We start from the raw sequence: 21502 nt of genomic DNA on the forward strand, positions 1-21502 counted from the left end.
CTAGACGTATATCGTATAGAAAAGTTTACAATTTTACTTACACATTTTCAGTTTTTTTTTCCATACAAAAAAAGAGCTGCCAAGGCAACCCCCTTATTGTTTACGTACAATCTCCATAACTTATCATTGCTTCGTTCAGTATCAGTTATGGAAGTCTTCAACTCTATCCAGCCATTCATTTATTAGCGTAGGGAAGAGTTGTGGTTGTTCAATTTGCAGATTGTGGCCTGCACTATCCAATACGGCAAATGTTCCTTTCGGATACTTATCGGCTAGGTCAAGAGCATCCTTATATCCAACCGAAGAGTCTTGCCTTCCTAACAGGAAAACGCTGGGTTTACTGAAATCAGACTGATCAATCTTAAAAGAAAACCCATATTCATTTTTTACCTTATTTAGAAACTTTTCATCTCCCATTTTACAACCACTAAGAATTTCTTCGTTGTACCTTAACCATGTGTATTCATTAAGTACAATGTTATGATTCTTGAAATCTTCTAATTGATCCTTTGATAAACTTTCAATAAACTTTTGATTCATCTTTACTATTTCGTGTTTCTCAACTGTTCGATTTTCTGGAAGTGGTAAAATGACCGGACATATGAAGGCAGCGCCGAGTATTCGTTTCTGCTGCTTTTCAATAAGGCCCCTAGCTATATAGCCACCGTATGACTCCCCGGCAATGACGTACTCTTGGTCAGGAATTACGGCTTGAATGAAATCCGAAACAGCATTCAGCATTTCATCGGAACTGCTTATTTCGTCGTATCCTTTTGTTAATCCCATCCCAGGAAGGTCCAAATAAATCCGGCGCCACCCGTGCCTCCCAGCCAATATAGGCTCCATACACCCGCTCATCAATCGATGGTCAGGAGTATAACCATGTATCATTAAAATGGGCGTACCTTCCCCTAAATCTTCATAATATATTTCAGCCTGGCGAACTTTACAATATGCCATTTTACTCCTTCTTTCTTTAAGACTCTTTTCGTAAAGATTATTGTTTTTAACACGAAACGATTCAAGGCTGATTGAAGCGGAGGTGCGAGACTCCTGCGGGCGCTGCGGGACAAATTCTTTTGCCTTTACCCTGTAACTCTTCCCACTCTGGCCAAGTCATCATATCTAATTCAGGTCTTGGTGGATCATCTAGTATCGATATAAATTCAATGGAATGACCATCTGGATCTTCGAAATAGATAGATACAGCGGGCATGAATGGAAAGACTAGTAACGTTTCGGAACTCTCTCCAAGAAAATTTGTTGTTGGAATGCCTAATTTGGATAAATATTCTTTTGCCGAGGATATATCCTCCACATTAACTTTAAAAGCAAAATGTTGTCGCTGCACTAAAGAACTGGGATAGTTTTCTCGGATACCAAGCATCGACTCTCCTGGTTGCCCAACCCAATAAAATTTTGACTTTCTAGCAGTATCTTCATGTAACGGAATAATGTTCAAGAACTTTTCATAAAATGTCGCCGACCTTTGATAGTCCCTAACGTTAATATGAGTTTCAAAAATACCTTTTATCATTATTGCCAGCCCCTATCTTACAGGTGATTACGTTAACATCAATATCCTGCTCTTATTTTATACATTATTGAAATATTTAACAAATAGCCCAACCCGAACAAACAACCTTCACCTGTTGCTTCCGTAAAAAAAAGCTGCCTTAAAGACAGCCCGAACCCACAGCAAAGCACCAGTTAGTTGCAATTACTATTCCTTTGCTAGTTCCCCTAAACCAATGGAAAACAGAAGGACCAAAAGAAGGCACACCATAATATATATCGCCTTTCTTACCTTAAATGGCAGTAAATTCATCAAAAGATACATAAAATTACCGAGGATTCCTGCTCCACTTATCACTTCCGTCTTCTCTTTATCTTGTTCTTTAGTATATCTAATGGAAAATATCAATCCTGTCATCGATAGGAGAATAAGAAAGAGAAACCCTATATCTATGTTCATTTCATGTTCCCTCACCCTTTTGGGATCCTGATGGTATATCCGGATCCCTTTTCTTTTTTTCTAGAAAGAATCCAGTAGCTGCCACGACCAGCATTAGAAAGATGCCTATACACGCAGTTACGATCCCTGCTGTTTTGTCTTTGGCATAAAAACATATATATGTATTAAAAGAGATAAACATTAAAAAAATAAATAACTTTGCAACGAAGTTAATCGTAACCATTGGTTTCACAATAAACCTCATTCATCTTTCAACAGGCTAGTGAAACTGCAATTCATTGAAGTCTTTCCTACCCTTTATCTGTTTTAAATCCCTCTGGAATCGATTGCTCAACAGGGTCAACTAATTTAGACTACATAAAGCTAATCACCTATGGCAAATACATGTTTTTTTCGCTGTATTGCTTCCATGCAGAGCCATTTTAAATCTTTAGCAAAACGCCGGACTTGCTGATCTTTGTCCTCCTTTGTGTAGGTATGAATTAAACCTTCGCATATCCCTATCAATTGTTTAATCTCATCTCTATACAAAATGGTTTCCCCATAAATATCAAGATTTAGAAGGAAGCCAAACTTATTAGCAGAATCCTTTTCCTTTTTTAAAAGATAGGAGTGTATCCCCTCCTCAAACTCTACAAACGTTTCTTCCTTATACGCTTCTTTATAGGTGGTAGCTAAAATGAATTGGATTCCACACATTCACTTCTCCCTTTCCCTGCTTATTTCTACCTATTGTAGCAAAAATGCCTTTACTTAAGGGGCAGCTTTTTTTTTGCGATACGGTCTCTTTCACCATTTGCCATCACATTCCTTTTAATGGTAAATTTAAGGTAAAACTCAAGTTTAAAGGGGAGTCACGATGAAGAAGAAAATGACCGCTGTACTAGTTATCATGATGGCACTAACAGCTTGTAGCATCTTCACTGATAAAGGTACCGAATCAGAGACGAAGACCAAAATTGATTATCAATTTACAGGAGAGAGCGAGCACTGGGAGGCTGTATATTCTTATAAAGCAACCGAAATATGGGGCAAAAAGGGCAGACAAGCAACTCACTCCAGCAAAGATAACTATGTACTTACATTAAAATACAAGGGATCTTTGGAAGAATTATCTTCAATGAAACACCTTGAATATTCTTATGAAACAAGCTCAAGTAAAGGAAGTAAAAGAGAGGACTATCCTGCCCCGCCTAGTGAAAAAGTATTTACAACTAGTGGAAGTTCAGTAAATGGAGCAATGAAGAACAAAGATGAAATGATTAAGATACATGTAAAATGGGATGACAATGACGAGTCATTCGAACTGCGTAATAAAACCAAGTAATTGGCCGAAATATTAGGTATGCAAATCCATGAAACCCTTCAAAATAAATGACTTTAATGTAGAAGTCATTTTTTTGTTTTGGCTTTTTTTATCAATCGTCATAGGTATAACAAAAAAAGGGCTACTTCACGTAACCCTTTTTAGTACATTCCTTTTTCTATTTATTTTTGACTTTAAGAGCCTGTATTACTTCTTTTGTTGCCTCAGCGATAAGCTTGTCATTATACTCGGCATCTTTTTCATCACGACTTGAAAGGACGGCAAGAACGATAGGGTCTCCTTTTGATGGCCAAATGATGGCGATGTCATTTCGCGTACCATATGATCCCGCGCCAGTCTTATCAGCAACTTCCCATCCTTTCGGCACTCCAGCTCGAATTAGCGCATCTCCCGTCGTATTTCGCTTCATCCAATCTATTAAAAGCTCACGTTTCTCTTTTGGAAGTGCATCTCCCAATGTAAAAGCCTGAAGACTTTCAGCAAGTGCTCTTGGCGTACTCGTATCATGAGTTTCACCAGGATTCACTTCGTTTAAAGCTGGCTCAATCCGCTCAGGGCTGGTAACATCATCACCCATTTCCTCCAGTGCTTTTTTGAATCCAGCCGGTCCCCCCAGTTGCTTAAGGATAAGGTTTCCAGCAGTATTGTCACTGTATCGAAGAGATGCATCCGAAAGCTCCTTAAGAGTCATCCCGGCATCAACATGCTTCTCTGTGATCGGATTATAATTAACCAGATCCTCCTGTGTATAGGTAATTCTTTGCTTAAGGTCTTCCAATGATTTCTGTTGTAATAGAGCTCCTACAGCTAGGGCCTTATGAGTGGATGTATAAGCAAAACGCTCATCTGGATGATAGGTTACCGTTTGGTTTGTACCGGTATCCAAGGCAAAGATACCAAGCTTGGCATCAAATTTTTCTTCAAGCTGGGCAAAATTTTGAATCTTGGCCGTTTCTTGTTTTTTAGGTTCAGTTAATTCAGCATTCCCGTTATGGTTTGAACAACCCGCAAGCGCTGCGCATGAAAGAACCAGTACTGGCACTATTTTTTTGAATGTGGAAGTACAAAAAATATGGTTCAATGATTTCATTGAAATTACACCTCTTTCTAGAAATTTTTTATTATCTGTTCTCCTCCGCAGGAAACACTAACACAGTCATTTTATCAACGATCCGCAACAATGAACATGTAGTGCTTATAATACCTCCATGATAAAAAGATGAATATTTAAAATATTCAACGCAGGAAAATCGATCGTTTCATACTAACGGTTTCTCCTATTGTTTAAATGGAAGCCGTGGACTTTCATCTTGATAGATAGAGTAAGTCCAGCCTCCATTTTCCATTTCTGAGCATTGATCATCATTGCAAAAAAAGAGATAGGTCTGCTGGTCAGTACGGACACTTACACCAAAATAGTAGGGGAATGCTCCCCCTTTATTTTTATCCAGGCTAGCATCCATCGCAATAATGTTCTCTTTTTCTGCTATCTTTTTATAATCTTGACTCTCAACCGTTTTTTGAACCATTTCACTTAAAATAACCTGTTCACTTTTGGAAGGTTCATACGCATGTTCAAAAATAAGCCATCTTCCAAATAAAAACAAATTAAACCCGATACTGATCATCAATAATGTAACTAAAATTTTATTCTTCATATCCCCCTCCCTATCTCTCCTTCGAACGTCTCTAACTCCTGTAATTCGATTAAACGACTTACACTCTCTTCTTTATTAAAAGAACTATGCCAGCGATAATCGTATTGATCCAATATACGGTAATGGTTACTAATCAAGTTTTGTTGCAATCGGAAATCCCCTCTATAATCCATTTCCTTCCACCATATCTTACCGCCCATTGTTTTTTCTTTAGGCGTCCCGCCATTTTTGCTTGCAATTAGCCGGACAAAATCAACTGGATCATCACCAATCGATGACATCAGCAATTGGCTATGTTTAAACAAAGCGCAAAATGCCACAACGGTGGTCCAATTGGCTTCTGTTCTTCTTTTTTCAATTTGAACTAATGTTTTTTTTGAAATCCCTAGTATTTCACACATCTTATCTTGAGAAAAACTTTGCTCAGTTCGAACAAGTTTCATTTTTTCTGAAATTAAATGAATGAATTCTTCTCTTTCCATTAGTAGTAAAAACCCCTTTTTAGTGTAATTTTACACTAAAAGTATAATTTTTCAAGCTAAAAATGGTATAAAATGAGATTCATGATTTAAGCTTATTAGTAGGAACTGATCGACTAGCTGCATAAAAAATAGACAAACCCGAAGTTCATCAAGTTTGTCTATACTCTGAATGCATTCAACAGAGAATGCTTTTTATTTTCCTGATGGAACCATCCTGACCTGTTTGCATAAAGAAAAAGCTGTCTTCAAGACAGTTACAACCTTCAACTAACGTACACCTCAATGACTTAATTTAGTTTAACCAGTATAAAGCATTGGTCATCTTTACATGAATCCAAGTTCTTTCCATTTCTAAGGGATTCCATGATTTCCTGTTTAAGTGTCGATAGCGGGGCTTTCGAATGGTTCTTTATTAATGAACATAATTGGTCTGAACCTAGAGGTTCTTCCACTCCATCTGTATAAAGGAACAGGCTGCTGTCCTTATTGTATGTGATGGCAGTCGTAGTAAAACTTATCCCTTCGAACATCCCGAGTGGAGGACGATTGGAATGCAGGTGATATTGGGTTCCGTTCACATCCTGTAAAACTACGGGAGGATGGCCGGCATTAATATAACGGATTTCTTTCTTATCCGTATCGATTAAAAGGTAAACAGCTGTGCAATAATAAGAAGTTTCACTGGTGTTATTGAATAGAGAATGAAGAAGATCATCTAATTCCTTCATGACGGCCCCGACTTCGGAACCTTTTAGAATCAATCTTTGAAATATGGAATGAAGCGACATGGTTATGAGAGCCGAAGAAAGCCCGTGCCCCATCACATCGAGCAGGATAAGGCCAAATCGGTGGGCGTCAATTTGGTAAAATCCATAAAGATCACCTGATAGTTGATTGGCGCCTTTATAATAGGCTTGAATTTCAAGATGTTCATTACTAATGGGAACAGGCAATAACGCCTCTTGGATTTTTTTTGCGAGTTCCATTTCTCTTTCTGTTTCCATTTTGTATTTTTCGTTTTTCCCGTTCAATTCAATAAGCTTTTCTTTTTGCATTTTCACCGTTTCATGAGCATTCTCTAAATCAGCATAAGCCATATTCTTAGCATGTAGAGCTGTCATTGCCTCTTTTTTCGCTAATAGAAGCTCATTTTCCAGTTCGTTTCTTTTTCGCATGAGAATCACCACACACTCAATAATGGTTCTTCCATCCCGCTCTCTTCGGACAGCGTTGAGTAACACGGGTATCTCTTCACCATCTGCAGACTTTAAAGATATATAAATTTCCTCAATGTGATTTTCCAGCTTAATCAGAGGAACCAGATATAGCTGATGAAAGAGTATAGCCGAAGCTGAAAGGATAAAGTTAATATGCTGCCCTTCCATTTCTTCGTGACCATGCCCCAATATTTTAAGTAAAGTTTGGTTAACGGATAAAATAGTATCTTCTTCTGACAAGGTAAAAAATCCGCAAGGTGCCTCATTTAATTGTTCATTCACAAAAATCCACACCTATCCTTTTCTATCAATCGATCTTCGAAGACTCATCCAAATATTGACGGATCAGGAGAATCGTCTCCTCGGGATGACTCATATGCGGACAGTGTCCTGTTGCTTTCATCCTGTTCAACGTACTATCAGGAAGATGTCTATGAATATATTCACCTACTGCTGACGGAGCAATAACATCTTCAGAACATTGCAAAATAAGTGATGGCACTGTTACTTTTTCTAAGTCTTTACGGTTGTCTGCGAAAAAGGTGGCCTCTGCAAATTGGCGAGCGATAATGGGATCAGTGGAACAAAACGCTTCTCCAGCTCCTGTTTTAACTCTGGTCGATCGGGATTTTGCATAACCGTTCCCGCAAAGGCGGTTGCCCAGCCTATATAATTTTTTTCCATCATATCAATCAATCCGAAAAGTTGTTCTTTCTCGAATCCTCCGTAATAATCATCAGGGAGGTTCAGGTAGCAAGGCGAAGGCCCTACCAGAACAAGTTTAGAAAAGTATTCAGGGTGCTTAATGGAGGCCAGCATGCCAATGACACAACCAACAGAGTGTCCAACAAAAATAGCATCCTTTAGCTCTAATGCGGAACAAACATCAAGTACATCTTGTGCATACCCTTCAAGAGAGCTGTATCTTTCCACGTTGTATGCCTCTAAGCCGGAATGACCTGACCCAACATAGTCAAATAGGATAATTTGGTATTCATCCTCGAAGTCTTTTGCAACTGATTGCCAGACATTTTGATCACAACCAAAGCCTGGGGCGAATATCATGGGTCGTGTACCGCTTCCCTTTACCTTTACATTGTTACGCACGATAATATTAGGATTCATAACTGGCTCCTTCACTTAGACGATATGCTTCCTATATGTTAACACTAACCTTACCTGAATTAAAGAATTACCCGATTCATCCTAAATCCTGCATATAGCCACCTTCCATATAGCCAATTGGGGAGAGGCATCGCTCTTCATGCCCACTAATTAAGTAATAGGAAGAAAGACCGTGACGCTCAAATCAATACTTATTTTTCAAGATTTTGGGCATAAACCCAAAATAAAATCGAACGAAGGGTGTGTAGGTATCCATTTAATATCTGTTTGACTTGTGGGTAGCCAAGCATCCCTTACTACCCTGCCTCGTTAGTTGCATAAAAATAAGCTGTCTTTAAGACAGCTCCGTTCTTCAGCTATTCCATCTTTCGGCTTGTTACGCCTTTTTCCACAGCCCGCCTGAGCAGGGAGTGAAGCCAGAGGTTTCATAAAAGTTTTTGTGTTTGGAGGCATACGTTAAGGTAACGATTTCTAATCCATACCGTTCCGACTCATTCAATAATTCTCTTACCAGTTTCACACCAATCCCCCATTTTTGATAATCAGGGTGAACCATTATGTCTTCCATATAGCCATGTTCCAATCCCATGCCTGCAACATAACCAAATGCTATCAGCTTATTATCTTCGTTTCTTACTCCAGCCCAGAAATTGGATCGCTCGAACAATCTAGGATAATCTTCATCGCGTCTTGCCCACCCAACAAGCTCCCTTCATTCAGGGACTTCATGATTGGATATCGGCATGTTTATGATGACTTGATCGTTCATTTAATCCCCTCTTTCTTCATCCGCAATTGCCTGTTAAGTAGTCATTTCCACAGGATGAAGTGTAATTCCTTGTTGAACTCTCTGCCCCTTTAGATTCGCAAAAAAAGGTTGCCGCGCAACCCTTTTAATAAGGAATGTTAATTCAAACTTGTTGTTTATTCATTCTTTCATTTGGATCATATTATACTTTCTGTCCTGCCCCGATCGTTGTTCCTTGGTGAAAAAGCATTTGCCATCTTCCATCTGTAAATTTCCAGATGGAACTTCGCAATGAATGTTGTTTTTTTACTTCGTTAAATATTCGATAGGTGGCTAACACAATTTCTTCAGACAATGGATGTATGTCAAAATCACTCAAAGTCATCTTTACCTCACCTATTCCCTCTTCAGCAATCCCCTCATCTTTGTACAAGACTTCACCAGAACTACCAAATTCAAAAAACTGGTCTGCAAGTATATGGTTAAGCTCGTTTTGAGATGTACGAATTTCTGGTTTTAACAACTTTTTTTCCAGTTGCAGTAAATGTTCATATAACGCAGATTCACTTCCCATTTTCCGCTCCCCCTTTTTCACTTCAAGCTAAACTACCTAATCCATCAAAAAATGAACGGCCAAAGCAACTCCCTTATTGAAGTAACGCACCCGTTGTTTATCATTCTATCTGGATAACAATTTCAGAACCCGTCGGATTTTCCTTAAAGGGTTCGTGATATTCTTTAAAAACCAAGTCCATGCTTGATATATCGTCAGGCAACGGAGGGGAAACGATGAAGTTGTATGTATAATGTCCTGTTGAGCCTCCTGCCCTATCCTGCCAACAATCATATGGTTCCCCTAAAAATAATTCAAAACTTTTGTGATGATGCTCGTCCATCGGTACATCCTTCGCTTCCTCCCAATCGACGTGAAGCTGAATAACACTAGCATTCTCATACTGTCGAATAACCGTTACCGAATATACCTGATCGTCTTGTTCAACCATTTTCAAAACCGATAGGTGCTTTCTGAATCCAGTCGGTTCTACACGAGGTTTATATACGTCGTCCATTCTCATTGACCAGAACAACGACCTTAATAAATCCTCATACAGATCATATTTCAAAGCCCATTTGGAAATAGCATCCTCAGGCGGAACGCCCGGATTGTCGGCAGAAATGTCCTTCCGTTGTCTTACTAATGCGCAAAGCTGTTCATCTATCGAAGAAATCCTTTCATCATAATGTTCGGTTGGTTGTTCGAATGGCATTCGGTTCATGGTACTCCTCCTCATTGTTAGTTCAAGTGTAAATCATTAGCTACCTCTATGTTAACAAATAATGGATATTGATGGAAAGTAAAAAAACGGCATATGACAGCTCCACTCCTTCGCTATCAGACCCGTTGGTTCAACAAGATCCTTTTATTTTGTTCCTTACTTACAGCAATCATCGAAAATCCTAAAATGGATACCCCTTTATTCTGGTTACCCTAGCAAGCAAGATCCCTATTAAAGACAAAACGCTCCCCTTATTGGGAAGCGCTGTTCGTTTTAGCATATGTTCAATGGGTTTGCTTCTGCTCGGGAGGATTTCCCGAATCATCTTTTCCGTTGACGGAGCGGCAATCTTATATATAAAAAAGGAAGAATATCGGGGAATCCCTTATCCTTCCTTAATGGGTGTTTTACTGTACTAATTCAGACAAATCGGGCTGCAATTTGGTTCGCAGAACATACAGCATGCTGGCACCGACGAGAAATGCCACGGCATCCGCTATGACAAGCGACCAGACCACCCCGTGGAAGCCGTTCATTTGATTGGCGATAAACAATACGGGAATCAGGGTGATTCCTTGAATGATTGACATAATGAAAGCGGCAGTTCCTTGCGCAGTTGCTTGGAAGATCCCGGTAAACAATGCGGTCATTCCGGTAATGAACAAGGATAAAAACGTCACATGCAGAATGTAGCTGCCCATTTCAATTAATTGCGGGTCATTGGTAAATAAGCCGATTAAGTGGTCGGAAATCAAGTAGACGATGATGCCGAACACGACTGCCAACGCCACGATCGCTTTGATCGTAAATCCAATCGTATTCTTCATGCGTAATTTATTCGCTGTGAAAGAGAAGGCAATCAACGGCACGACTCCCTCGCATAAGCCCATCAGAATGAACTCAGGAAATTGCAATAAACGGGATGAAATTCCGAAGGCGGCTACGGCCTGATCCCCGTATTCGACAAGAAAATGGTTGAAAATGAGCGACATGGCTCCCATAAACACACTCATAATAAAGACAGGAATTCCGATTTTCAATACATTGCCCAGAATTTCCTTGGTAGCCTTGAACCATTTTACCGAGACCGTTAAGAATTGGCTTTTATATCCCATATGGAAGGCGTAGAATGCACTCCCAACCAAGTTGGAAATGACCGTAGCAGACGCAACGCCGATCACGTCCCAATGAAATACGAAGATGACGAACGCATCGAGAATGATATTTACGACAACACTGAGAATCATCCCGATCATCGACGTGATTGCCGCCCCCTCCGAGCGCACGATGTTCTCCAGCGTAAAGAATAATACGACGAATGGCGAACCGATAAGCATGATCGTGACATAGTCCTTCGTGAAATCAAAGGATTCAAGCGTAGCCCCCAGGCCATGGACGATTGGATCGATCAGCGGGAGCCCGACGGCCATCATGATAAGACCGAGAACTAAGCTACTGTAAAAGGCGAATGAAGACACATGCTTTACATCATCATATTTTTTCTCTCCAAGCAAACGCGAGATGAATGTACCGCTGCCTACGCCAATCAAGTTTCCCAGCGCCATGATGATTGCGAATAACGGCAAGGTTAGTGCGAGTGCCGTTAACATCGCCGTATCGTGAAGCGTACCAAGGAAATAGGCATTCAAGATCGAATATATGACACTCATCGACGTACCTAGCATCATTGGTACAGCGAAGTGGGCTACGGCTTTTGCTATCGGTGCTTTTTCAAAATAATAGAGGTTTTCTGAATCCATATGGAGTCACCACTTTCATCATTATTATAGGTTTAAATCTAACGGTGTTAGATTGCCCCTTACAGTATTAGATGATATCATAAACCTATGACCATGTAAATCATAAACTTACACTGTTAGTTATAAGGAGGCTTATCAATGAAAAAGCAACAGCCCCAGATTTCGGAGGATAAGATCATAGAAGCTTCATGGGAGCTTCTGGGGGAGGAGGGCATCGAGAAATTCAGCATGAGACGCTTGGCCACCCGGCTTGGGATTCAGGCTCCCTCTCTGTACTGGTACTTCAAGAGCAAGCAGGACCTCTACCAGCGGCTGGCCAACCATGTATCCAAAATGATCCTGAAGGAGTTTCACTCCGACGGTGACTGGAAGGAGCAGCTGACGGTCCTTGCGGTAACGGTACGGAGTGTGCTCAGCCAATACCCTTGCTCAACACAGCTCATGATGATGACGCTGCCCCACGAACCGGACATCATCCGATTCACCAACCGCATGCTGCTTTGCGTGGAATCGACGACGCTTGAGCAAGAGCAGAAAATGCAAGTGGTCACCACGCTTGTGAATTATATCTATTACTTCGTTCTAGACGATTATCAGCATGAACGGAATGTTTCTGCCATCATGAAGGACCAGGAAACGGATCCTGGCGAGGAGGTGACCCGCCTTCTGAACTCCATGAGCGAGTCGGACGCAGGACTGTTCCGGAGAATGTTCACAGATGGGCTTTTCAACCTGATGGGGTCCGATCGTTCGTTTGAATTCGGTTTGAAGCTGATTCTGGCAGGGATTGAGCAAGTGATACAGGAGCAGGAGAAGTAGAATCTAAAACAACGTTCAGTCGTTTTTTCGGATGGGCGCTTTCCATGACGTTCACCGTATATCTTCGTGGGGAAATAACGTGAATTTTCAAGGGAATCCATATTAAAATTCTCATTTTGCCAAAAGCCAATAACTGTACATAAGAAGTTGGAATCTAACATTGCCGTACACCCAGCTATCTTTTCATTCAAATGAAAAACCCCTTCATTAATTAAAGTTATCTAGTAGCTTACAAACGATAAAAATTGCCCAAGGATCATGTAACAATGGGCTGTTAGCCAAGTTACCAAAACCAGCTTTGGGCAATAAGCTACCTGTATAGGCTGAAGGGGGGCGAGAAAATGGGTCGACGAATAAAACATAATTCACGAGACGTGGAGGAGTTGGCGAGACTCATGAAGGCGGAAGCGAGCGGTGAGGGAGTCCAGGGCATGAACATGGTGGGAACCGTTGTGGCCAATCGGGTCGAGGCTGACTGTGCCCCTGACTTCAGAGGACTGCGCAATATCAGACATGCGATTTATCAAACGATACCCGGAACTGAAACTCCTCACTTCGAGCCCGTCTTGAATGGAACCTTGTATACACAACGCCCCAATGAAGCTGACCTTCAGAGGGCCAGGAATGTATTGCATGGGTATCGTGACCCGCGGGCCAGAAATAGTTTGTGGTTTTTCAATCCCAGCCCGGGAAAAAAATACCGAGCACCCTGTACCGCCACCATGCCAAGGTCGCCCATGACGCAGTTCGATTTTTCACACAAGAATCATTGCTTTTATGTCGGCGTACCGGGCTATTGTCCAGAGTTTTATAGTTGAATTAAAAAGGAGCATTCTTCTCATGACTTGCGGAGACTCTAATTATTATCCAATGAATGATCATCCTGGTTTTTATCCAGCTTCCACGATGAATGGCATCGCCGGGCAACCACCATACGGCGGCTTCCGGGCAACCATGCCTTCTGGACCTTCCTATGCCGCCCCAGTCGTCCCGATGGGGACGGGGCAGCAACTACCGGCTGGCACGATCGAAGAATCTTTTATGGAAAACATCCTGCGCTTCAACAAAGGTAAGATCGGTACCTTCTACTTCACTTACCAAGGCAGCAGCAAATGGAATTCAATGATTTACCGCGGGCGCGTAGAAACGGCTGGGCGTGACCACATCATCATCAGCGACCCGGAAAGCGATAAACGCTTCCTGCTGCTGATGGCAAATCTCGACTGGGTCGAATTCGACGAACGAATCAACTATCCTCAGACACAAATTAGTCCTAATGTCCAGGCGTCCTTGACGACAACCGATTGAGCTTGCAGAACACCAAAAAAGGTAATTCAGCCGAATTACCTTTTTTTACGTGGAAGAAATACCTGCTAGATTCCGAAAACCCAAGCAATGAAGCCTCAATGAACCGTTTCAAAAAAGCTGCCTGAAAGACAGCTTCGATCTAGCCTAATATGATATTACATATACCAAATCAGTTCATTTTGCATTTTCTCGCCTTGTTTGTTTTTCTTTTCCACGACCACCCATATCCCATTTTCCATAGCCACTTGAAGAACGATGTTCGTCCCATCCGGACTTTTAAACAAAATATAACCTTGGGTCCCCTTAATGAAAGTAACTGGATCGATCACATTTTTATAGGGTGGTTTTATATCAGGGTTTAAATCATTAACGATAATGTCGGTGACAATATCTGAAAGAACTTTGTATTCTTTTTGTTTTTCTGATTTATATAGCAGTTGTTCATAACTATATTTTGAAAAGGATTCCAACCTTAAATTAAACGTTTGCAGAATATCCGAAAGAACTTTCTCATAGAACTCCTTTATTTTCATTTCCTCTTCATCCCCTTTATGAACAAAATCAATCACTTTTACACCAAAAGGGCTTACATCAAAAGTGATCGTTTCTTTGCCATATGGAGGATTATGAGCGTGTTCAAATGTATTTACCTGAACCGTTACCGTAAAACTATAACTACCTTCACTTTTCCTAATAACCTTTATGATCCTGGCATCAAATAAACCGTACTGTTTATAATAGCCATAATAATGAACCACTTCTTCCGATATATATGGGTCAAGTGTAGTCAATAATGTATCATAAATTAATTTATCATGTAATTCAGTTTCTGCTGAAGTAATTATATGAGGTTGAACACTCAATAGTATCAAACTTATGGACAGCCCCAAGAAAAATTGATTCATAATATAACCTATCCTAATATTGTTTAGGTTTACTGTTCCCATACGTTTTTAAAAATATTGATTCTTTCTTTATTCAACTAACCTTGCCCGATTGTTGCATAGAAAATAAGCTTTCGTTAGGTGATTAAGAATTTAGGTCTTAATGAAGTAGTTTCTTCCGTCTGCGTTGGGTTTCTCATTGGAGGGGGGAGTATAGACCTTTAATGGTAGTACCACCTTTCTCCGTTTCCTTCAGTTATTGGCTCTTTTGTCTCAGCATCTACAATTAAATATTTATGGACAAAACTTTCTTTTTTCTCTTTAATAGAACAAAAAAAATATACCTGCCTCTTCGGATCAATATGTGGGTGAGGATTATTGTAACTATTAACTATTTGATATTTTTCCGCATATTTATTAACTGTTGATTTTAAATCTTTATACAGAATTTTTTCTCTAATATTTAGGGTTGCCGATTTGAATTCATAATAAGTCGTTCTTTTGATAAAATTCATTTGCACTGATTAGTTGTTTCTTGCTATTATCCGTATACTTTTCGGAAGTTTGAGCATGTACATTAACAGTTATTAACATAAGCATAGTTACGATTAAAATAGACCATTTAGTTTTCATTGGAAGTCTCTCCTTTAACAATATTAAAGGTATTATCCCCAATTTTCGATTTTCTTATGGAACTAAACATCCCCTTTAGTCCCATAAGAAAAGGAGCTGCTGATCAGCTCCTAGTAATGAGGTAAAGCACGCTTTAGTACTATAAGGTGATGTGCGGTAAAAAGGGCACCAACCATTCATTTCTCTTATTTAGTAGCCGTGAAAATAAACGTTTCCTTGTATTTTCTTCCGTGAACTCCTTTACTGTGTGGTTTTCCGTGCCAACTTAATTCAAATTCAAGTTCATTGGCTTTCACCGACATAGGGAAATTTTGAAATTCAAAGACTTGTCCCTGTTTAAATTTTTCATGTTGAAAGTCATTAAGACTTAATCCGTATTTTGTTTCTGTATTTGGTTCATTCCTGTAAGTATTAAATTCAACTTCATCTAGATCTTCACCAATATTTGTGATAACCACATTATACGTTTCAACATTATTCTTAGTATCTTTTGCCGTCTCTTCACCCTTTTTTAATTCGATTTTCCATTGATGAGATTGCTTTACGATAGGAGTTTTAAATAGATTGTCCGCCTCTGCTGTTGCATTTGAAACTACTCCAGTGGCTATTAAGCAAAAAATAAAAAATGAGGTAATAAGTTTTTACAATATTGCTGCCTCCTGTTGTATAAATCAATTTTTGAATAGTTTTCCTAAAAAGACGAAAAAAAACACATATCCATAAGAAAAGCTGCCTGAAAGACAGCTTCGATCTTCAGTTAACGTACCCGCTAGTTCTTAAACTATTTCATTGATCTTGCAACTTTCAACATTTTATTCCTTGATACCCGTGAGCTATGCATTTCTACATAAGTTCCTTCTTGTTTCCAACGAAGTAAACCACCAGTAACAAGTTCTCCCTTTTCATCTAACTCACCACTATTACCCCATTCTACAAAAAAGCCCTTATGACCGTTTATATCTACCTGCTCTTCGTTTATGTGCATTTCTTTCTTAAAAGGTCCCTTCCTTTGATCAATACTAATTAGCAAATATTTATCGTCGCTATCCATATAGTGCAAACTAAAATTAGTGATTTTGTCTTTTTCATCCCAAGGGTATGTTTTTATTTCTAACGTCCAATCATTAGGAATATTGTGAGGAACAACTACTTTAAAATCAACTTTCTTCTTGATTTCAGAAATAGTTATACTATCGTGATTATATTTGATTTCTTTTGCTTGAACTATTAGTGGCATGGTTTGAATTAGAATAAATACAACTAATAAACGTATAAAAAATAATCTCAATTTACTACCTCTTCCTGTTTGGTTTTTATATAGGTAGTTTTCCCAATTTGATGTTGCTTATTAAACTGACCTGCTTGATAGTGCATAAAGTAAATGCTTCTTCAGCAACCCTGTTAATGAACTACCAGCTAATGGTGTGTCAATATCTTTCTCTAAAATAATAGGGAGCTATTCGCTGCCTCCTATATAAATCAGCTGTAAACATAATAACGTATGAGCACCATAAATAAGTATAAAGTATTGTTATTCTCCAAAATTCAATGTTTCAAAAAGATATAAATAATACCAAATACCTAATTTTACTTCAATAATTACATTTTCTTACTTAGTTTTGTGATATCTTTAATTTCAGGAAATATTTTAATGAAATAATCGGTGAAATAGGGGTGAGAGTATGAAAAAAGGGATAATTATAGGTACACTTGCCTTTTCATTGGCTTTAGGCGGTGGCGCTTATGGTTACTGTAACCATGTAGAAGCGCAAAAAAAGGAAGAAATCAGAGTAACCAACTTAAAAGAGGCTAAGAAAGCTGTTTCATCATTGTATGAGAAAAACAATTTTAAAAAAGGTGTAACAGGTAAGCAAATCCTATCGGCTAAGAAAAAAGTAAATAATGTAACAGACAATAAGGACAAAGAGCCTTTAAAGTTAAAAGTGAATCAAGCTCAAAAATTGCTGGATCTTCAATTGGCTCTTAACGGTTTAATTCATAATGGTACTATAACTAATGGTGTAAAGCCGGAACAATTTGATAAGGCTGCTAAGAAAACAGAAGCTGTATATTCCTTTAATAAATCCTTCCATAAATCGTCTAAGGACCTCTTAGATAAAGCCAAGAGACAATATAATGATATCAAGACAGCAACTAAACAAGTCGGTGAATTAGAAAAATCTCCAACTGAAAATAAATATAAAAGTGCTTCGGCAACTGTAGCAAAAATCAAAAATACAAGCAGTAAATCAGATTTAACAAAAAGATTAGATAAGGTGAGCAACAAGCTAGTTGCTGCAAAGGAAGAAGCGAAACGGAAAGAGGCACAATGGAAAGCAGCAGAAGCAGTGAAATCAAAGGCTACTGCGAATAGTGCTAATTCAAGTACAAGACCGGTACCTTCTAATGGATCAAGTCAAACTCCAAATTCTTCATCAAGTAGTGCAGGAGTTTCTTCAGGTACATCATCAGGATCAAAAAGTTCATCTTCAAATCAAAACAAGTCAACACCTAGTCAAAACAAATCTTTGACAAATGAAACTAAGTCATCATCTAGCCAAAGCAAGACAACACCAAGTCAAAATAAGTCATCTTCAAGTACTCCTAACTCTAATAATAATAGTTCTTCTAACAAAGGAAGTTCTTCTAATGGATCTAACGCAGGAGGAACTGATTGGAATAAAGTTGGTAAAGATCTAGAAAATAAGGATTGGAACCATGAGGATAGTGGGAATGTTGGCAGTGACAATAGTGAAGGTCAAGGTAATACATGGCATTCTTGGAATTAATAATAAAAAGAGCTATTCTTCGGAATAGCTCTTTTTTATTGGGAAGAGGAGAGTATGATGCGAAATCTAAAGATACTTACAATTTGTTTGATTATCTTTTCTTCAATTTAGAAACATGTTTGATGCTGCGTGGGACGTAGATCTCTTAACATATGATATTTCCTTTACTTATATAAGTATATTATTACTAGGTTGCAATGTTAACGATAAAAAAGAGACTGTTCATGGTCCATTGATTTATATATTTAATTCCACTCCCAAAAAAATGATCCTTGTGAAACGATAAGTTTATCAAGCCATGACTCGAAAGTATTCTGTCCCATTTTGCTCATTTGGTCGTCTGCTATCCACATATAATCCTTTCTTCCTTCTTTGATATAATTATAATTAATCATGATTTCCCCTATGTTTGGATAACTTCCAATTGGATATGAGCCTCTGTTATCTTCTGTTAAATACGGACCAAAATTATACTGAAATTGTTTCAGTCGATTAGGTATATCTTGTGCTTTATAAAGGGCAATTCCAGCTGAATATTCATCTTCGAATAAATAAACTCCGTTATGCAGTAGCAGAAATTCTTTATATCCTTCCGGTAAGATTAAATTCTCTTTATTGACCAATCTGTCTAATTCTTTAACTGGGATGGGAGGATTAAATGTGAAACGAGTCCAATGAACATTTCCGTGTGTTGCTTGAATCAAAAGTCTATTACTGCTATCTAACCTATTTTTTAATCCTAATAAGATTTCTGTAACATTATGCATAAAAAACATCTCCGTTTTTTTAAGTGTATCTCTTTACAATTCCAATCTTCGTTCTGTATTTATGTTCTATTTACTTGTTTTTTTATTAAGAACTGCCTTTGAGACAGCTCCGATCTTCATCTAACGCACCCGTTAACTCAAAATAATTAATTCAAAATTCATCTTTTTTCCAACCCTTATATCCGACGAACTCCACAAGACCGAAACCTATTATCATTGATAAAATCGGTACAGCATAATATCTCGGAGGTCCAAATATTAAGATAGCAACAATGAAAACTGCAATAAAAAGTGCAGTATTTAAAAGATATGATTTTTTTCGATATTTTATATAGCGTTTTATTTTATCCATTTTGTATTCTTTTCACTCCAATTACGCTTGACTCCTTAATGATATCATCTTCAACTAAACTGCCCGAAAATGGAGCGGTTCCAGCCCTATAAAGAAGTAAAGCATGCGTCAGTTGGAGAACTAGCTCTTAGTAGAACAAGAACTGTACATATTATCCCATTACATCTTTAAGATGTTTATTTTGTCTCATTAAGAATATCCAAAACATCAATAGAACACTAAATACAATAAATAATAATATCGGTGCCTGAAAAATACTCCACGTACTTGGTCCGTAATGGGTTACTTGGTGATGTCTCTCAATAGTCTTCTCATACGAACTTTTATATTCATATTGAATGACCCACCGATTTTTCGCCAGCACAACAGTTCCTAAATCGTAACCACTAGGGGTAATGGAATCATTCTCCCTAAGTATTCCCTGATTTCCAATGACAATGGCAGCTTCCTTGTACTCAATAGGATAGATCGTTGTAGGTTTCTGTTTTACAGAAGCATTTTCCTGTAACCAATCTTTTAAATCTGCTGCTGGAAAAACAGCTAACAAATTAAGTTTTTTATTATACTTATTAAATACGATAAGAAGTTGTTTTTCTTCTTTTTCCGTCACTTCTGTTGAGGCTCCGAGAATATGAATTACTTCATCCATAATGGCTTCTTTTTCTTGTTCTACTACTTCCAACTTAGTTACTTCTTCTCTATGTTCATTAAACTTAATAATTGAATGGATTAGAAAAATGAATCCAAACAGCAAGGAGAATAATGTTGTTAGAAGTAAATAATTCGTCAGTTTCTTTTGACCGTTGAAGAATCTGGCTAATTTTTGGAATGGTTTTTTTACTTCCACTTTATAAACTTCATCTATCTCAACGGTAAAATCCACATCATTTTTCATACTTTCTAATACTTCTCTACATTTTTCACACGATTCCATATGTTCCTCAATATAATGAATACTATCCTGGCTGCACAAATGATCGATATAAGATGGAAGTAAATCTCTCACTATATTGCATTTAATGTCCATTGTTATCCTTACCCCTTTCCCTTAATTTCATCTTAGCCCTATAAAAAGTAACTCTCGCCCAGTTTTCATTTTTTAACTGAATTTCCCCTATTTCTTTGAAACTAAGACCACCTAAGATTCTCAATAGTAAAACCTCTTTATATGGTTCATCAAGTAAGTGTATTATTCGGTATAGGGCAATTTTGTCTTCGGAATAAATAAGTTCAGCTTCAGGAGAAGTATGAATTGTGTCCTCTTGAAGTATATGTCTTTGTTGCTTCTTATTACGTTCAAGATGCTTATAATAGGAGTGCTTCGCTATTTGACAAAGCCAAACTGACATTTTACATTCACCATTATATCTATCAATGGATTTTACAGCTTGATAGAAGGTTTCTTGTGTTAGTTCTTCTGATAAATCTGCGTTGTGACAAAGACACATTAGATATTTAAAAACTTCTTCAGCATAACTGCTATAAATTTCATCTAGTTCCCCCAAGCCTTTTCCTCCTCTCGTCTATATATCCGTTTCCAGTCAATTTCGTTACAGAGAATATTTAAATTTTTTTGGCAACAGAAAACCGCCAAACATAATGGCGGCTAAAGTATTAAAATGCAACATAATAATTAATATAACCTCTATTGAATTAAGCTGCCCCGTTTGTTCCGTAAGAAAAAAGCTGCCTGAAAGACAGCTCCGATCTTCAGCTACCGCACCCGTTAGGACTCGAACTTTTAGTGAACAAACATCACAAGTATTTTAAACAATTCTACCTCTTGTTAAGCACCAAAATATATAAATGTATGATACAGTACGGCAGCGAGGGCAGCCGTCTTGTCATCAATTGCTTCAATGCGAATACGATTGGTTAAGCTGGTACTCACATTATCGAGATTTCTAATGGTAGCAATTGTTTCATCGTTCTTCTTTAATTCCCCTGTACATGCGTAGTCTTTCTCAAGTCTGTATACATCTCCATTAATAGTAACGGTCTGAATCTTTTCAATCAGTTGAGTACGGTGCTGATTGATTGATAGCTTTTCTGATGTACTGCAATTGAGTAAAGTATAACGAAAACCAGTGAACAAGCACTCTATTTTATAAATGGGGATTTTATCTTGTGTTTGAACTTGGTAACAATAAGGCATACCATACCGGAGTAACATATGGGCTATTTGAGTCAGAAAACGGTGTCGGGTTTTTTTTAGTAAGTAGACTAATTCTCTTTGCTCGTTATGAATAGGCATATTCATTTGATACGAGACAAATTCAGGAACAGTGTATGAATAAATGGGCAATTTGTTTCTCCTTTGTTCATTTAGAATATAATAAGGAAGTTTTTCCATTAATCTACCGTTTTTTTAAATTAGAATA

Annotated in this window: 26 protein-coding genes and 2 pseudogenes; 5 read left to right on the forward strand and 23 right to left on the reverse strand. The window is 38.2% G+C overall.

From position 1 onward, the window contains the following. Nucleotides 1–141: 141 nt before the first annotated feature. From AS888_RS04135 to AS888_RS04155, 5 genes are all read right to left on the reverse strand, one after another. Entirely contained in the window at nt 142–960 is an 819-nt protein-coding gene (locus AS888_RS04135; RefSeq protein ID WP_061140909.1) for an alpha/beta fold hydrolase, read from the reverse strand. A gap of 61 nt (nt 961–1021) precedes the next feature. Beyond that, on the reverse strand, nt 1022–1537 hold the full coding sequence (locus AS888_RS04140) for a VOC family protein (RefSeq protein ID WP_081092302.1): 516 nt from the start codon (nt 1535–1537) through the stop codon (nt 1022–1024). A gap of 186 nt (nt 1538–1723) precedes the next feature. After that, nucleotides 1724–1975 carry a hypothetical protein gene (locus tag AS888_RS04145; protein ID WP_061140910.1) on the reverse strand — a complete coding sequence of 84 codons (252 nt, stop codon included), beginning with the start codon at nt 1973–1975 and terminating at the stop codon, nt 1724–1726. A gap of 1 nt (nt 1976) precedes the next feature. Further along, nucleotides 1977–2207 carry a hypothetical protein gene (locus tag AS888_RS04150; RefSeq protein WP_061140911.1) on the reverse strand — a complete coding sequence of 77 codons (231 nt, stop codon included), beginning with the start codon at nt 2205–2207 and terminating at the stop codon, nt 1977–1979. Between the two features lie 131 nt (nt 2208–2338). Beyond that, on the reverse strand, nt 2339–2674 hold the full coding sequence (locus AS888_RS04155; protein WP_061140912.1) for a hypothetical protein: 336 nt from the start codon (nt 2672–2674) through the stop codon (nt 2339–2341). Between the two features lie 160 nt (nt 2675–2834). Between AS888_RS04155 and AS888_RS04160 the strand changes: the two genes are divergently transcribed. After that, nucleotides 2835–3302 carry a hypothetical protein gene (locus AS888_RS04160; RefSeq protein ID WP_260320108.1) on the forward strand — a complete coding sequence of 156 codons (468 nt, stop codon included), beginning with the start codon at nt 2835–2837 and terminating at the stop codon, nt 3300–3302. 157 nt (nt 3303–3459) lie between these two features. Here AS888_RS04160 and bla read toward each other — a convergent pair whose 3' ends face one another. From bla to AS888_RS04205, 9 genes and pseudogenes are all read right to left on the reverse strand, one after another. Beyond that, nucleotides 3460–4392 carry a class A beta-lactamase gene (bla, locus tag AS888_RS04165; protein WP_061140913.1) on the reverse strand — a complete coding sequence of 311 codons (933 nt, stop codon included), beginning with the start codon at nt 4390–4392 and terminating at the stop codon, nt 3460–3462. A gap of 187 nt (nt 4393–4579) precedes the next feature. After that, complete coding sequence (locus tag AS888_RS04170) at nt 4580–4960, reverse strand: hypothetical protein (protein ID WP_061140914.1); 381 nt, start codon at nt 4958–4960, stop codon at nt 4580–4582. Further along, on the reverse strand, nt 4957–5442 hold the full coding sequence (locus tag AS888_RS04175) for a helix-turn-helix transcriptional regulator (protein WP_061140915.1): 486 nt from the start codon (nt 5440–5442) through the stop codon (nt 4957–4959). The genes AS888_RS04170 and AS888_RS04175 overlap by 4 nt, the downstream gene beginning before the upstream one ends. Nucleotides 5443–5729: 287 nt before the next feature. Continuing rightward, on the reverse strand, nt 5730–6941 hold the full coding sequence (locus tag AS888_RS04180; RefSeq protein ID WP_061140916.1) for a SpoIIE family protein phosphatase: 1212 nt from the start codon (nt 6939–6941) through the stop codon (nt 5730–5732). Between the two features lie 25 nt (nt 6942–6966). Continuing rightward, nucleotides 6967–7784, reverse strand: a pseudogene (locus tag AS888_RS04185) (alpha/beta fold hydrolase). A 376-nt stretch (nt 7785–8160) separates the two neighbouring features. Next, nucleotides 8161–8463 (reverse strand): annotated as a pseudogene (locus tag AS888_RS04190) (GNAT family N-acetyltransferase); the annotation flags it as partial. Between the two features lie 271 nt (nt 8464–8734). Beyond that, entirely contained in the window at nt 8735–9106 is a 372-nt protein-coding gene (locus tag AS888_RS04195) for a nuclear transport factor 2 family protein (protein ID WP_061140917.1), read from the reverse strand. A 100-nt stretch (nt 9107–9206) separates the two neighbouring features. After that, nucleotides 9207–9809: a hypothetical protein gene (locus AS888_RS04200; RefSeq protein WP_061140918.1), complete on the reverse strand. Its 603-nt coding sequence runs from the start codon at nt 9807–9809 to the stop codon at nt 9207–9209. A gap of 407 nt (nt 9810–10216) precedes the next feature. Next, a complete protein-coding gene (locus AS888_RS04205; protein WP_061140919.1) occupies nt 10217–11569 on the reverse strand; it encodes an MATE family efflux transporter in 1353 nt (450 codons plus the stop codon). Between the two features lie 138 nt (nt 11570–11707). Between AS888_RS04205 and AS888_RS04210 the strand changes: the two genes are divergently transcribed. The 3 genes from AS888_RS04210 (at nt 11708) to gerQ (ending at nt 13696) form a co-directional block, all read left to right on the forward strand. Continuing rightward, nucleotides 11708–12388, forward strand: a complete 681-nt coding sequence (locus AS888_RS04210) for a TetR/AcrR family transcriptional regulator (RefSeq protein WP_061140920.1) — start codon at nt 11708–11710, stop codon at nt 12386–12388. A 341-nt stretch (nt 12389–12729) separates the two neighbouring features. Beyond that, nucleotides 12730–13206 carry a cell wall hydrolase gene (locus tag AS888_RS04215; RefSeq protein ID WP_061140921.1) on the forward strand — a complete coding sequence of 159 codons (477 nt, stop codon included), beginning with the start codon at nt 12730–12732 and terminating at the stop codon, nt 13204–13206. 52 nt (nt 13207–13258) lie between these two features. Then, on the forward strand, nt 13259–13696 hold the full coding sequence (gene gerQ, locus AS888_RS04220) for a spore coat protein GerQ (protein WP_260320109.1): 438 nt from the start codon (nt 13259–13261) through the stop codon (nt 13694–13696). A 155-nt stretch (nt 13697–13851) separates the two neighbouring features. On the opposite strand, the gene AS888_RS04225 is transcribed toward gerQ, so the two are convergent. The 4 genes from AS888_RS04225 to AS888_RS04235 all read right to left on the reverse strand — a co-directional run bounded on the left by AS888_RS04225 (nt 13852) and on the right by AS888_RS04235 (nt 16501). Further along, nucleotides 13852–14601, reverse strand: a complete 750-nt coding sequence (locus tag AS888_RS04225) for a DUF3888 domain-containing protein (protein ID WP_061140923.1) — start codon at nt 14599–14601, stop codon at nt 13852–13854. A 200-nt stretch (nt 14602–14801) separates the two neighbouring features. After that, nucleotides 14802–15095, reverse strand: coding sequence for a hypothetical protein (locus tag AS888_RS26300; RefSeq protein WP_155645377.1), 294 nt, complete (start codon nt 15093–15095; stop codon nt 14802–14804). Between the two features lie 303 nt (nt 15096–15398). Next, nucleotides 15399–15671 (reverse strand): hypothetical protein, encoded by a 273-nt coding sequence (locus AS888_RS26305; protein ID WP_061140924.1) that lies wholly within the window; start codon nt 15669–15671, stop codon nt 15399–15401. 323 nt (nt 15672–15994) lie between these two features. Then, nucleotides 15995–16501 (reverse strand): DUF4367 domain-containing protein, encoded by a 507-nt coding sequence (locus AS888_RS04235; protein WP_260320110.1) that lies wholly within the window; start codon nt 16499–16501, stop codon nt 15995–15997. A 394-nt stretch (nt 16502–16895) separates the two neighbouring features. Between AS888_RS04235 and AS888_RS04240 the strand changes: the two genes are divergently transcribed. Next, nucleotides 16896–18002 (forward strand): toxin Cry1Ac domain D-VI-related protein, encoded by a 1107-nt coding sequence (locus AS888_RS04240; protein WP_061140925.1) that lies wholly within the window; start codon nt 16896–16898, stop codon nt 18000–18002. A gap of 245 nt (nt 18003–18247) precedes the next feature. Here AS888_RS04240 and AS888_RS04245 read toward each other — a convergent pair whose 3' ends face one another. The 5 genes from AS888_RS04245 to AS888_RS04265 form a co-directional block, all read right to left on the reverse strand. Next, nucleotides 18248–18769: an SMI1/KNR4 family protein gene (locus AS888_RS04245; RefSeq protein ID WP_061140926.1), complete on the reverse strand. Its 522-nt coding sequence runs from the start codon at nt 18767–18769 to the stop codon at nt 18248–18250. Between the two features lie 151 nt (nt 18770–18920). Beyond that, the gene (locus tag AS888_RS26310) at nt 18921–19121 is read right to left on the reverse strand and encodes a chromo domain-containing protein (RefSeq protein WP_061140927.1); all 201 of its coding nucleotides are present in this window, start codon (nt 19119–19121) and stop codon (nt 18921–18923) included. A gap of 151 nt (nt 19122–19272) precedes the next feature. After that, entirely contained in the window at nt 19273–20127 is an 855-nt protein-coding gene (locus AS888_RS04255; RefSeq protein WP_221408562.1) for a zf-HC2 domain-containing protein, read from the reverse strand. A 10-nt stretch (nt 20128–20137) separates the two neighbouring features. Continuing rightward, a complete protein-coding gene (locus AS888_RS04260; protein WP_061140929.1) occupies nt 20138–20626 on the reverse strand; it encodes an RNA polymerase sigma factor in 489 nt (162 codons plus the stop codon). A gap of 281 nt (nt 20627–20907) precedes the next feature. After that, the gene (locus AS888_RS04265) at nt 20908–21474 is read right to left on the reverse strand and encodes a tubby C-terminal domain-like protein (RefSeq protein ID WP_155645378.1); all 567 of its coding nucleotides are present in this window, start codon (nt 21472–21474) and stop codon (nt 20908–20910) included. Nucleotides 21475–21502 lie beyond the last annotated feature (28 nt).

It is taken from the genome of Peribacillus simplex (genome assembly GCF_001542915.1).
Taxonomy (GTDB): Bacteria; Bacillota; Bacilli; order Bacillales; family DSM-1321; genus Peribacillus; species Peribacillus simplex_B.

Coding starts and splice junctions, on each gene's coding strand:
- AS888_RS04135 (WP_061140909.1), bottom strand. CDS start 960: ATGGCATATTGTAAAGTTCGCCAGGCTGAAATATATTATGAAGATTTA.
- AS888_RS04140 (WP_081092302.1), bottom strand. CDS start 1,537: ATGATAAAAGGTATTTTTGAAACTCATATTAACGTTAGGGACTATCAA.
- AS888_RS04145 (WP_061140910.1), bottom strand. CDS start 1,975: ATGAACATAGATATAGGGTTTCTCTTTCTTATTCTCCTATCGATGACA.
- AS888_RS04155 (WP_061140912.1), bottom strand. CDS start 2,674: ATGTGTGGAATCCAATTCATTTTAGCTACCACCTATAAAGAAGCGTAT.
- AS888_RS04160 (WP_260320108.1), top strand. CDS start 2,835: ATGAAGAAGAAAATGACCGCTGTACTAGTTATCATGATGGCACTAACA.
- bla (WP_061140913.1), bottom strand. CDS start 4,392: ATGAAATCATTGAACCATATTTTTTGTACTTCCACATTCAAAAAAATA.
- AS888_RS04170 (WP_061140914.1), bottom strand. CDS start 4,960: ATGAAGAATAAAATTTTAGTTACATTATTGATGATCAGTATCGGGTTT.
- AS888_RS04175 (WP_061140915.1), bottom strand. CDS start 5,442: ATGGAAAGAGAAGAATTCATTCATTTAATTTCAGAAAAAATGAAACTT.
- AS888_RS04195 (WP_061140917.1), bottom strand. CDS start 9,106: ATGGGAAGTGAATCTGCGTTATATGAACATTTACTGCAACTGGAAAAA.
- AS888_RS04200 (WP_061140918.1), bottom strand. CDS start 9,809: ATGAACCGAATGCCATTCGAACAACCAACCGAACATTATGATGAAAGG.
- AS888_RS04205 (WP_061140919.1), bottom strand. CDS start 11,569: ATGGATTCAGAAAACCTCTATTATTTTGAAAAAGCACCGATAGCAAAA.
- AS888_RS04210 (WP_061140920.1), top strand. CDS start 11,708: ATGAAAAAGCAACAGCCCCAGATTTCGGAGGATAAGATCATAGAAGCT.
- AS888_RS04215 (WP_061140921.1), top strand. CDS start 12,730: ATGGGTCGACGAATAAAACATAATTCACGAGACGTGGAGGAGTTGGCG.
- gerQ (WP_260320109.1), top strand. CDS start 13,259: ATGAATGATCATCCTGGTTTTTATCCAGCTTCCACGATGAATGGCATC.
- AS888_RS04225 (WP_061140923.1), bottom strand. CDS start 14,601: ATGAATCAATTTTTCTTGGGGCTGTCCATAAGTTTGATACTATTGAGT.
- AS888_RS26300 (WP_155645377.1), bottom strand. CDS start 15,095: ATGAATTTTATCAAAAGAACGACTTATTATGAATTCAAATCGGCAACC.
- AS888_RS04240 (WP_061140925.1), top strand. CDS start 16,896: ATGAAAAAAGGGATAATTATAGGTACACTTGCCTTTTCATTGGCTTTA.
- AS888_RS04245 (WP_061140926.1), bottom strand. CDS start 18,769: ATGCATAATGTTACAGAAATCTTATTAGGATTAAAAAATAGGTTAGAT.
- AS888_RS26310 (WP_061140927.1), bottom strand. CDS start 19,121: ATGGATAAAATAAAACGCTATATAAAATATCGAAAAAAATCATATCTT.
- AS888_RS04265 (WP_155645378.1), bottom strand. CDS start 21,474: ATGGAAAAACTTCCTTATTATATTCTAAATGAACAAAGGAGAAACAAA.